Origin of the sequence: Acinetobacter sp. UNC436CL71CviS28 (genome assembly GCF_000620525.1) — a bacterium.
Taxonomy (GTDB): domain Bacteria; phylum Pseudomonadota; class Gammaproteobacteria; order Pseudomonadales; family Moraxellaceae; genus Acinetobacter; species Acinetobacter radioresistens.
The window spans coordinates 14025-26395 of record NZ_JIBB01000026.1 but is presented as its reverse complement, the minus strand read 5'-3'; the positions used below and the strand labels follow the sequence as shown (position 1 = coordinate 26395).

Genomic DNA, 12371 nt, shown 5'->3' with positions numbered 1-12371 from the left:
TAGCGCAAAACTGAAAATATTATAAAAGCCTTGGACTATCTCAAGGCTTTCCATGCCTCAATAGCCTGCAGACCCACATCTAATCCCACTTCATAGGTATATTGCAGTTTTCGTTTATCCTTGCAGAGACGGTTGGCAAGCCGTTTGTCATCTGGTGGGCAGATTTCCAGAATCTTTTGTGTCACCGGTGCAGTTTGAGCCTGTCGAATGAACTTTACCGACTGATTATAGCGTTCACAGCGTTCTTGCAAACTTAAGGCAAATCCTTGATTCTTTTTAACTATATATTTTGCCAGAAACTGGTCACCCTTACTGCTGGCTTTAAAATAGTTTTTTGGCCGGGTACGAATCACCATTAGTTGCGTAACATCAGGCTGGGCTGCTGCCCACTGTATTGGCAGGGCATCTGCTACGCCACCATCGAAATAAGGTTCACCATTTACCAGTACGGGTTGACGGGTCAGTACCGGGATGGAACTAGACGCACGTAATCCGTCGAAAATGTTCTCCTGGCTGGCACGTACATATTCAGCATGGCCATGAATGGCATGAGTCAGAACCATATAAAAATCTGGATTTTGCCTGAACAGTGCATTCTGATCCAAAGGTGATTCCTGTTCAACAACATCCCACATCCACTGCATGTCTAGCAGATCACCCCCTTTAAGAAAACGGCCATAGTGGATGAACTCACGGCGCAGGGAATGATCCAGATAAATATCAATATTCCTTCCTATCTGGCCTGCAAGATAGTTGGCTACATTGGTTGAGCCAGAAGAAACCCCGACAAATAAACTGAAAGGATTAAAATCATGTTTTAAGAAAGCATCGAGCACACCACAGGTGAAAGAGCCGCGCATACCGCCGCCCTCTACTACAAGTGCATTACGTGTTAGATCTGTCATATGCTTTTAATTCATCAGTTTAATGAGAATGTTCCTGATCACCGTGGCTATGTTCAATATGTTCGCCCGGAGCGGTTGAGGTTTCAGTAGAGGGCTGATCCGGCTGCTGAGTTGCATTAGCCTTTTGCTGGTTAGCCTGTGCTGCCTGCATGGCTTCAGGTGACATGGCCGGTGCATTTTTAAAGGCATGCTGCTGAGTATTTTTTTGCTGCTGACTTGGCATATAGTCTGGCTCATTGGTTACAGCCAGATAAAAAAAGCCCATAAAGAAACAGCCTAGAATCACGGCAACAATCAGTGCTTTCCAGCCCCATGGAGAATGCTCAGGAGAAGAATGATCTACCATAATAAATATCCAAAGTAAGAAAAAATACTGACTAAACTGGGTATAGTTATAGCATAAAACTGTCAAGAAATAGACTGGGGATTTCTAATATACTGAAAATGAAAAAAGAATTTTTTGTTTAAAATATAAAAGCTAAAAATGGTTAAATATGAAATGTCTACATGAGAAACAAAAAAGACGCGCAATCGCGTCTTTTTGTTCTGATCATTAAGCAGCGATTGGTAGTCCAGATTGTGCATGTTGTCTTAATCGCTGTGGTGGAGCAAAACGCTCGCCATATTCTGCAGCTAGCTGTTCAGCACGAGCCAAGGCGCGTTCCAATCCGTACTGGTTCAGGTACTGTATGGCACCACCGGTCCATGGTGCATAACCGATGCCAAAGATAGAGCCTACATTGGCATCGACTACAGATTCCAGCACACCTTCCTCTAAACAGCGTAAGGTATCTAGAGCCTGAACAAAAAGAAAGCGTTCAATCAGCTCCTGCTCTGGTACTTCCTTATTTTTATTCCAGCGGCTCAAGCCTTTCCATAAATATTTTTTACCTTGTGCCGGATATTCATAAAAACCCTGACCTGCGGCTTTACCCTTACGGTCAAATTCATGAATCATAGTTTGAATCACTTCATCAGCCGGTGTCAGGGGTAAATCTTGACCTATGGCCTGTAATGCTTTACGGGTTTCTTTTGCGACATACTCGCTTAAAGTCAGTGAAACTTCATCCTGAATTGCGAGTGGACCGACGGGCATACCTGCCTTAAGCGCTGCCATTTCTATACGTGCCGGATGGATTCCTTCAGCCAGCATGCGCAGACCTTCCTGTACAAACTTGCCAAACACCCGACTGGTAAAGAAACCACGACTGTCATTGACCACAATAGGAGTTTTACCAATTTGCTGCACAAAGTCATAGGCTTTAGCCAGTGTGGCTGCCGAGGTCTGTTGTCCCTTAATAATTTCGACCAGTTGCATTTTGTCGACCGGACTAAAAAAATGCAGACCAATAAACTGCGCAGCATTACGACTGGCCTGTGCCAGATCAGAAATGGGCAGGGTAGAGGTGTTTGATGCCATCACACCCGTTTCATTTAAATAAACTTCTGCTTGCTGGGTAACCTGTGCTTTAAGCTGTTGATTTTCAAATACAGCTTCTATCACCAGATCACAACCTTCCAGGGTGCTCATATCAGCTGTAGGATGGATCAGCTGTAAAATCTGGTCACGTTTTTCAACACTCATACGGCCTTGACTGACTTTTTTATCAAGCAGTTTCTGGCTGTAGGCCTTACCCTTTTCAGCATTTTCTATAGATACATCTTTGAGTATTACTGGAATTCCTTTAATTGCAATAGCATAGGCGATTCCTGCTCCCATCATGCCAGCGCCTAAAACAGCTACCTTTTTAGCCTGCCATTTTTCATATCCTGCCGGACGGCTAGCCCCTGACTTGATGGCATTTAAGCCATGCCAGAATGTTCCTATCATATTTTTAGACACCTGTCCGGTGGCCAGATATGTAAAAGCGCGTGATTCAATCGTAAGTGCAGTATCAAAGTCGACCTGCGTACCTTCAACAGCTGCTGCCAGAATCGCTTCAGGGGCAGGGTAGCAGCCTTTCGTTTTATCAATCAGTATGGCTGGAGCAATCGCCAGCATCTGGGCAACCGCAGGGTGTTTTGGATCTCCGCCCGGAATCTTGAAGCCTTTAACATCGAAAGGCTGCTGTGACTGCGGATGAGCCTGAATCCAGTCAAAGGCCTTTTGTAATAGTTCTTCTTCATGATCTGCCGTATCATGAATTAGACCCAGTGATAAAGCTTTTTCTACACCAAACTGTTTTCCTTCAATTAAATAAGGCAGGGCAGTTTGAATGCCCAGCAGTCGGATCATCCGGACAATACCTCCACCTCCCGGCAACAAACCCAAGGTCACTTCAGGTAAGCCGAATTTGGTTTTAGAGTCTTTTAAAGCGATACGGTAATGGCAGCCAAGTGCCAGCTCCCAGCCACCACCTAAAGCTGTACCATTTAAACAGGCAACCACTGGAATACCCATAGTTTCGATATAGCGTAAATCTGCTTTGAGTTTTTGTACCATATGAAAAAATTCAGTTGCCTGTGCCGGTGTGGTAGTCACCAGCTCGTCAAGATCTCCACCGGCAAAGAATGTTTTTTTGGCTGAACGGAAAATAATACCTTTTACTTCAGTTTCAGCTCTGAGCTGCTGAACAACTTTATCTAGCGATGCACGGAACTCGGCATTCATGGTGTTAGCTGACTGGCCGCTGGAATCTAGGGTCAGCACTACAATCTGGTCTGTATTCTTTTCGTATTGAATTGCGCTCATGTTATTCTCCTTATACGCGCTCGATAATAGTAGCAATTCCCATGCCGCCGCCGACACATAAAGTCGCCAGGCCACGTTTTTTATCCTGACGCTCCAGTTCATCCAGTAAGGTCCCAAGAATCATGGCGCCAGTTGCACCTAGCGGATGTCCCATTGCAATTGCACCGCCATTGACATTTACTTTGGCTGGGTCAACCTTGAGTTCATGAATAAAGCGCATGACCACTGCTGCAAAAGCTTCATTGACTTCAAACAGGTCAATATCATCAATACTCAGTCCAGCCTTTTTTAGTGCTTTACGTGCAGCAGGTGCTGGCCCGGTTAGCATGATCGTCGGATCGGTGCCAACCAGAGCAGTCGACAAGATTTTAGCTCTAGGTTTCAGATTCTGTTCTTTCACTGCTTTATCAGAGGCAATCAGTACCAGTGCAGCGCCATCAACGATACCAGAAGAGTTTCCGGCATGATGTACATGATGAATCTTTTGTGCTTCCGGATATTTTTGTAGGGCTACTGCATCAAAGCCCATTTGGCCCATCATTTCAAAGCTCGGATTAAGTTTGGCTAGCCCTTCAGCCGTGGTATTCGGCTTGATAAATTCATCTTCTGCCAGAATGACAACACCTGCTTTGTCCTTAACCGGTATTACAGACTTTTTGAAATAACCACTGGCCTGTGCTTGTGTAGCTTTCTGCTGTGAATGTAGCGCAAAGTGGTCTACGTCTTCACGGGTATAACCGTCCAGTGTAGCAATTAGGTCAGCTCCGATACCCTGTGGCACAAAACCACTGTATAAATTGGTTTCCGGGTCAAGTGCCCAAGGTCCACCATCTGAGCCCATCGGTACACGTGACATAGACTCGACACCACCTGCCACCACCAGATCCTCCCAGCCAGAGCGAACCTTCATTGCCGCCATATTGACCGCTTCAAGGCCTGAAGCACAGAAGCGGTTAATTTGTACACCGGCAACGTCATCATTCCAGCCCGCCGCGACAGCTGCGGTTTTGGCAATATCTGCCCCTTGGTCACCTACAGGCGTTACACAGCCCAAAACAATATCATCAACTTTAGAAGTATCAAGCTGATGACGATGCTGTAATTCGTTGAGTAATCCGGTGAGCAGACTGATCGGTTTAACTTCATAAAGTGAGCCGTCTTTTTTCCCTTTTCCTCGCGGGGTGCGAATGGCATCAATAATATAAGCCTCGCTCATAATTTTTCCTTTTTATATTGAATGACTGGTTTTTCTAATTTTTGAGTGTACTGCAAAGCAAACAGAGTGCAATGACGAGAACGAATCAGGCTAAATGTTGGTTTTTGCCAATACTGAATATAAATAATTATAAAAAAGCCCAAGTGTTTACACCTGGGCGGAGGAAAACTCGGAAATTGAGTTAAGACTTAATGATAACCATGTAATTGGCGGTACAGACCCGGGGTGACACCAGTCCATTTCTTGAAAGCGCGGTGGAAGGTGCTGGTTTCACTAAAACCGACCTGCTGTGCAACATCTTCCAAGGTTAATTCCGGATTAAGCAGCAGGTGAATGGCAGCATCGCGGCGTAAGGCATCTTTAACTCCCTGATAACTTTTACCTTCTGCAGCCAGACGGCGGCGCAGGGTCTGCGGTGACAGATAAAGCATGGAAGCAACATCGTTTAAGGTTGGCATCTCTTCGCCAATCTGGCTCTTTAACACATCACGAATACGCGATGTAAGAGAATTTACATTTTTGAATTTCACCAGCAGTTGTGCTGGCGCAGTTTTCAGGAACTCTTCCAGTGACTCATCATTCTGACGGATGGGCAGGTCCAGATAGTCGGCAGCGAAAGTTACTTCAGTACGTGGTGCATCAAACTGCATGACCGGCGCAAAAAATAGCGCATCATATTCATCTGCATGGGCAGGGCGGCCATAACCAAAATGTACCCGTTCTAGCGGTATGCGGCGTCCGATCAGCCAAGAAGCCAGACCATGCCAGATCATCAGCATACTTTCAGTAATAAAGTGGTCCGGGTCCATACTTTTAGGAATTAATGGCACCAACCGTGCTTCATGCTTGTCACGCTCTAGCGTAACTGACCATTCATCACCAAACAGCTTATAAAACTGTGAAGAAAGTTCTAGTGCATCACCGAGAGTTTTGGCATGTATAATCAGCTGGCACATAATGGCAAAGGTGCCGAGCCGACGTGGCTGTACGTCAAAACCGACGTGTTCATCCTGAGTGACCATCCATAGCATTTTAATGAAACGGGTGTACTGTTCAGGCGAGATACGAGCTTTCGGCTGGCGTAGCAGTTCGGCCTCGACACCGACATGTGAAAGTAAGGTTTCTACATCCATGCCGAGGCGTTTTACACCAGTCAGAGCCGCATTGACGAAATGGATACTGATCGTATCGCGGCTCATGTTAAATCCTTCAGTCTCTTTTATGTTCACGTGTGGTTGACCTAAATGACGCTAAAAATTATTTAATTGGCAATTTACAATAGGTAGACTACCATTTTTACATGATAAATTGCCGAAATGATCAAGGTAAATGGCTGAACATGACATTGTTTACCCGATTTTATCTTTTTAAGATGAAATGAAACCTTATCTGGATAAAACAATAATGACTACCCCTTTAAATGGACTGAAGGTACTGGATTTCTCGACTTTATTGCCTGGACCTTTTGCCAGTTTGTATCTGGCCGATCTCGGTGCAGAAGTTATTCATGTCGAGTCTGCAACTCGCCCCGACTTGATCAGGCTTTTACCGCCTTATGCTAATGGACAGGCAACTGCACACAGTTATTTAAACCGTAATAAACAGTCAGTAACTCTGGATTTGAAAGATAAGACCAGTATTGAACTGATCAGGCAAAAAATAAGTGAATTCGATATTGTAGTGGAGCAGTTCCGGCCAGGCGTAATGAAACGTTTAGGCTTAGACTATGCTGTACTGGCCGAACTTAATCCGCGACTGATTTATTGTTCAATCACTGGCTATGGTCAAGATGGTCCTTATAGGGACCGGGCAGGACATGATATTAACTACCTTGCTGTTGCTGGTATCGCAGGCCATAGCGGACGAGAAAAAGATGGTCCACCCCCTCTGGGCATTCAGGTGGCAGATATTGCAGGAGGCTCACTCCATGCAGTCATCGGTATTCTCACCGCAGTGATCGAGCGTCAGCAAAGCGGTCTCGGACAATATATTGATATTTCCATGACAGACTGTGTAGCGACTTTAAACAGTATGGCTGCTTCCGCTGCTCTGGCCGGGAAAACTCCGCAGATGCCAGAACAGGAACACTTAAATGGCGGCACATATTATGACTATTACCAGACTAAAGATGGCCGTTATCTATCTGTCGGCAGTCTGGAACCGCAGTTTATGCAAGGTCTGGCCCAAGTCTTGGATCTTCCTGTTCTGCTGGAAAAAGGTACTTCTTTTGATAGTGATGACCGAAAACAAGTCAAACAGGCTATTCAAGCCAAAATCTTAACGAGAACCTGGGCAGAGTGGAGTAATACTTTTGCAGCACTGGATATTTGTGTCGAACCGGTGCTGAGGCTGGATGAGGCCCTAAATTCTCCTTTAGCACAAGCCCGTAAATGGATTGTTCAAGTGCCTGTAGCAGCAGACCTGAAAAAAACCGAACCGCAGCTGGCTTGTCCTATCAAGTTCTCCCGATCACAAGCACGCTATACATTTAGCGGTCAGAGCCTAGGAGAGGGAAACTGGCCTGAATCGTCTCAGTAAATTGCACAGGAACAGGTAGAATAACAGCTGATCATCGTGTTTTGGCTCTTTATCAATAAAACCGCTATTAAATATGTAAAAAACGCATTTTGTTGATGAACCAAAGCTCGTTATGCTATCAGCCGTTATAATGAATCTAGCCGTACGCCATGTATTTATATACTGATTTCGATCAACAGCTGGTCAATGAACGCGTTGCACAGTTCCGTGATCAAACAGAACGCTATTTAGCCGGTAAACTTACCGAGGATGAATACCGTCCACTGCGCCTCCAGAATGGTCTATATGTACAACGTTACGCACCTATGCTGCGTATGGCAGTACCTTATGGCCTGATGAATTCCAAGCAGTTAAGAAAAATTGCTGAAATTTCAAAAAAATATGACCGTGGTTATGCGCATGTTTCTACCCGTCAGAACATCCAGCTGAACTGGCCGGCACTTGAAGATGTGCCTGACATTCTGGCTGAACTGGCAACAGTACAGATGCATGCAATCCAGACTTCGGGTAACTGTATCCGTAATACGACGACTGACCAGTATGCCGGTGTGGTTGCAGGCGAGATTGCTGATCCGCGACCAACTTGCGAGCTGATCCGCCAGTGGAGTACATTTCACCCGGAATTTGCTTTCTTGCCGCGTAAATTCAAGATTGCTGTTTCAGCACTTGCAGAAGTTGACCGCGCTGCGACTGCGTTTCACGATATTGGTGTTTATATCGTACGTAATGCACAGGGCGAGCTGGGTTATAAAATTATGGTAGGTGGCGGTCTGGGCCGTACTCCTATCATTGGCAGTGTAATCCGTGAATTCCTGCCACGTGAAGACCTAATTGCGTATCTGGAAGCAGTATTACGTGTCTATAACCTGCATGGACGCCGTGACAATAAATATAAAGCACGGATCAAGATTCTGGTTAAAGCCCTGACACCACAAGTATTTGCAGAGAAAGTCGAAGCCGAATTTGCACATACTCGTGAAAGTCTGAAAATTCAGCCAGAAGTTCTTAAAAAGCTGGATGAAGAATTCACACCATTTGATTACCAGAATCTGGCTGATGAAGACTTTACTGAACTGTTTGAAGCTCATCCTAAATTCAAGCACTGGTTTAATATCAATACCCATGCTCATAAAGTGCAGGGTTACCGTATTGTAACCATTTCGCTCAAGCGTGCTGGTGTGGCGCCTGGTGATATGACTACGGAAGAGATGAATCTGATTGCTGACCTGGCAGACCGTTATACATTTGGTGAACTGCGTACTACGCACGAGCAGAATATTGCGCTGGTCGATGTGCCGCAAAGAGACCTGTTTGAATTATGGCAGACTCTTGATGCACAGAACCTGGCACGTGCACATATCGGATTCCTGACAGATATTATCTGCTGTCCGGGCGGAGATTTCTGTTCACTGGCAAATGCCAAGTCTATTCCGATTGCTGAAGCGATTACCCGCCGTTTTGAAGACCTGGATACGCTGTATAATCTGGGTCAGCTTGATCTGAATATTTCAGGCTGTATGAATGCCTGTGGTCATCACCATGTCGGTAACATCGGTATTTTAGGGGTAGACAAAAAAGGCGCTGAGTTTTACCAGATTACACTCGGTGGTAATGCTGACCATGACGCTTCTATTGGCGATATTCTCGGGCCTTCATTTGCAGCTGAAGTGGTACCAGATATTATTGAAGAAATCTTAAATACATATCTGGATTTGCGTACAGACAATGAAAAATTCATTGATACTTACCGCCGCGTAGGAATTCAGACCTTTAAGGAGCGTGCATATGCTTAATACAGCATTACCTGTACTTTATAAAGATGGCACGATTGCGGATAATACCTATCAGCTGATTGGTGAAGATGGTCAGTTACCTACGGGAGATGTCCTACTGACTACAGCACAGCTGGAGCAGCTGGCACAAGTACAAGGTAAAAAGGCACTTTATTTGACAGTCAATGACTCACCAGAAGATCACCAGTTTCCGTTAGATGCACTGGATGCCATCTTTATTGAGTTTGCCGGTTTTAATGATGGCCGTGGTTATTCCTTTGCAGCGTTACTGCGTCGTCAGGGCTTTCAGGGTGAACTACGTGCAGTAGGTGATATTTTTAAGGACGTTTTGAACTATATGAAACGTTCCGGCTTTGACAGTTTCGTAGTTAAGGAAGGTAAAGATGTTGAGGAAGCTGCGGCTGGTCTGCAAGACTTTACTCATCCTTATCAGGCCTCGACGGGTGTAGGACAGGCCAATTATCAGACGGGTCTTTTCCGTTAATTTCAAAAACTGTAAATAAAAACCGGGCTATATGCCCGGTTTTTTACATCTAGTCTAAAGTTTAATAAACATCACGGCGATAGCGGCCATTTTGGCGAAGATCATCCACACAGCACTCACCCAAAATATCGATCAGGGCCTGATCTACATCGCTTGCCATTCCGTTAATACTGCCGCAGACATAAATTACTGCGCCACGTTCAATCCAGCTTTTTAGCTCTTCGCTATGTTCACGTAAAATATGGTGTACATACATACGCTGCTCCTGATCACGTGAAAAGGCCAGATCCAGACGTTGCAACATACCTGTAGTTTGCCAGGCTTCTAGGGTAGACTGATAGAAGTAGTCACAGTTGCGTTGGCGCTCACCAAAAATCAGCCAGTTTTGCGTATAGTCTTGGCGTACACGGCTGTGCAGCAGGCTCATCAGTCCTGCGATACCTGTTCCATTACCAATACAGATAATTGGACGATTATCATCGATCAGATGGAAAGATTCATTGGTACGAATGCGTAGTGCCACCGGTGAGTGTAAGGGTACATGCTTGGTCAGCCAGCCTGACCCCAAACCAAGACCATCTGCTCCTTCACACTGACGTACCACCAGACGCAAAACCTGCTGTGAAGGTATACTGGCAATCGAATACTCGCGTGAAGGCAGGGCAGGTAACTGTTCCAGTAACTGATCAACGCTATTAAAGACTTCAACCGTTCCGGTCAGGTCACGATCCCATAAAGCCTCTGCAAGGCTCATATTTATTGAATTTACTTGCGTATTGCCATCCAGCTGATGCTGGTTCAGAAAGTCTTGAATACGTGCTTGGCTATTGCCCGGCTGTATCTCGGCAATATCGCCCGCCTGCCAGATTACATCATGCTTGGCTTTCAGCTCGACATTATAGGCCGGACGACCCAAGCTGCCCGGATTAAGCAGCTCGCGCTTATCCAGTATCCACTGGTCAAATACTTTTTCAATATTCATGTTGCTTAAATCAAGCCGGGTAGCCCGAGCCAGGGCCTGATTCCAACGCTGAATATCTTCATTACTGCCATTATTAATTTCAATGACATCAAATAGGGGATGAGCACCAGAGCGTTTTAACCAGTGATTCACCTCATGCCCAAAGCTGCAATAACTGTCAGGATATTCCTGTGAACCCAAGGCCAGAACAGCATAGTTCAAGTGGCTTAAATCCAGATCACTCTTCATTAGCTTTTTAACAAAACCAGTGGCCAGATCTGGAGCTTCACCAGTACCGTAGGTACTCACTACAAATAATACATGCTCTGCCTGTTTAAGGTCAGCCTCATGCAGCTGCTGTATCGGTTTGACAGTAACCGGTTGTCGGGCTTCTTGTAAGCTGGTTGCAGTACGCCACGCCAGCTGTTCAGACATACCGGTTTGAGTAGCATAGGTAATGAGCCAGGATTTTGCATTCGGATCAATAGAATGAGCAGTACTGCTGTTACGTGCAGCCTGTGTCAGTTTTTTCTGCTTGCGGCGTTTTAAATACAGCATCCAGCCTGTAACAAAGAAGAGTGGCATGGCCAGTGCTGCCAGCATAACCAAAAACTGATAAACCGATCCAAAGAAACTGCCCCGGTGCACGGGTAACATGCTGCTCATGATTTTTTCATTCAGCTTTTTATCTTCATAAAGCTCAAGATTTTCAAGTTGAGACGTCCGATAATCGAAGACTGCTTTATTGCGGGCGCGCTCATGTTGAGGCACAGCATCTGTAAAGGACAGCTCAATTTTACCATCCGGTTTTTTAGGTAATGTCAGGGTCAGACTTGAATATTCACGTTCAATTTGTGCATTAAAGCCTGTCCAGGCTTGAGTCAGTGCCAATTGAACCTGTTCGGGAGGAAGGCCCTGACCACGCTTACGATCAGCTTCACGGTCACCTGTCTGCTGTCCACCGCTTCTACCGGTAGACGCTTGCAATTCTTTTTCTTGCCCTCGTGGCTGGTTACCTCCCTGTAAAGCAGGCTGTTCACGTTCTACACCCAGTACCTTAAACATACCATTACGCCACCACTCATATGACCAGAATAAGCCGGTACAGGCCAAAATCAGATAGAAGATCACTACCCAAGTCCCAACTACGGCATGCAAATCCCAGATAAAGTTGCGTCCCTTTAAGCGGGGTTTAATGAAAAACCACTGACGCCATGAATGTTTTTTGGGCCAGCGCAAATAGAGTCCGCTTAGCACAAAGAAAATCAGCATTAATGTACAGGCACCGGTAATCTGTTTGCCGACCGGGCCTACTGTTAGATTACGGTGCAGCTGCTGAATAAACTGGAAAAACTTGCGTCCTTGAATTTCAGGTAGAACTTCTGCGGTATAGGGGTTTACCATCATGTTATAACCGCGGCGCTCTCCTTTTTTCTCGATATTGACTGTAGAAGAAGCAGCTGGATCAGTGTCGACTGTAATACTGTTAATTTTAAGTTCAGGCGACTGCTGATGGAAATGTTGATACAGCTCGGCAGGTGTCAGCTTGTCACGTTGTTCGGCCTGAACTACATAACTGTCCTGATTAATCCATTTTAAGATTTGCTGTTCATAGGAGTAAATTGCTCCCGTTACTCCCATAATCGAGAGAATCAGCCCCGCAGTAATCCCCAGAAACCAGTGAACTTGGAAAAATGTTTTTTTAAACATGTGCGTAGTGGAATTATCATGTGCCAAGAATGGCACCGATTATAAACAAAAATTAAGTAGATAAAATGGATT

At 45.4% G+C, this 12371-nt stretch carries 9 protein-coding genes; 3 read left to right on the top strand and 6 right to left on the bottom strand.

Annotated features, from left to right (window positions below):
- Positions 1–35: 35 nt before the first annotated feature.
- The 5 genes from N518_RS0110510 to N518_RS0110485 form a co-directional block, all read right to left on the bottom strand.
- A complete protein-coding gene (locus N518_RS0110510; protein WP_005024827.1) occupies positions 36–905 on the bottom strand; it encodes a patatin-like phospholipase family protein in 870 nt (289 codons plus the stop codon).
- A 19-nt stretch (positions 906–924) separates the two neighbouring features.
- Positions 925–1251: a hypothetical protein gene (locus tag N518_RS0110505; protein WP_005016067.1), complete on the bottom strand. Its 327-nt coding sequence runs from the start codon at positions 1249–1251 to the stop codon at positions 925–927.
- A 207-nt stretch (positions 1252–1458) separates the two neighbouring features.
- On the bottom strand, positions 1459–3597 hold the full coding sequence (locus tag N518_RS0110500) for a 3-hydroxyacyl-CoA dehydrogenase NAD-binding domain-containing protein (RefSeq protein ID WP_017401202.1): 2139 nt from the start codon (positions 3595–3597) through the stop codon (positions 1459–1461).
- A gap of 10 nt (positions 3598–3607) precedes the next feature.
- Positions 3608–4813 (bottom strand): acetyl-CoA C-acetyltransferase, encoded by a 1206-nt coding sequence (locus tag N518_RS0110495; RefSeq protein WP_005024831.1) that lies wholly within the window; start codon positions 4811–4813, stop codon positions 3608–3610.
- A 188-nt stretch (positions 4814–5001) separates the two neighbouring features.
- On the bottom strand, positions 5002–6012 hold the full coding sequence (locus N518_RS0110485) for an AraC family transcriptional regulator (protein ID WP_026444222.1): 1011 nt from the start codon (positions 6010–6012) through the stop codon (positions 5002–5004).
- 205 nt (positions 6013–6217) lie between these two features.
- On the opposite strand from N518_RS0110485, the gene N518_RS0110480 reads away from it, so the two are divergent.
- The 3 genes from N518_RS0110480 (at position 6218) to N518_RS0110470 (ending at position 9628) form a co-directional block, all read left to right on the top strand.
- On the top strand, positions 6218–7351 hold the full coding sequence (locus N518_RS0110480) for a CaiB/BaiF CoA transferase family protein (RefSeq protein ID WP_005024835.1): 1134 nt from the start codon (positions 6218–6220) through the stop codon (positions 7349–7351).
- Between the two features lie 149 nt (positions 7352–7500).
- The gene (locus tag N518_RS0110475) at positions 7501–9144 is read left to right on the top strand and encodes a nitrite/sulfite reductase (protein ID WP_005024837.1); all 1644 of its coding nucleotides are present in this window, start codon (positions 7501–7503) and stop codon (positions 9142–9144) included.
- Entirely contained in the window at positions 9137–9628 is a 492-nt protein-coding gene (locus N518_RS0110470; RefSeq protein WP_005024839.1) for a DUF934 domain-containing protein, read from the top strand. Before N518_RS0110475 ends, N518_RS0110470 begins: the two co-directional genes overlap by 8 nt.
- A 61-nt stretch (positions 9629–9689) precedes the next feature.
- Here the strand turns inward: N518_RS0110470 and N518_RS0110465 are convergent, their stop codons facing one another.
- Positions 9690–12299 carry a PepSY domain-containing protein gene (locus N518_RS0110465; RefSeq protein ID WP_017401204.1) on the bottom strand — a complete coding sequence of 870 codons (2610 nt, stop codon included), beginning with the start codon at positions 12297–12299 and terminating at the stop codon, positions 9690–9692.
- Positions 12300–12371: the final 72 nt, after the last annotated feature.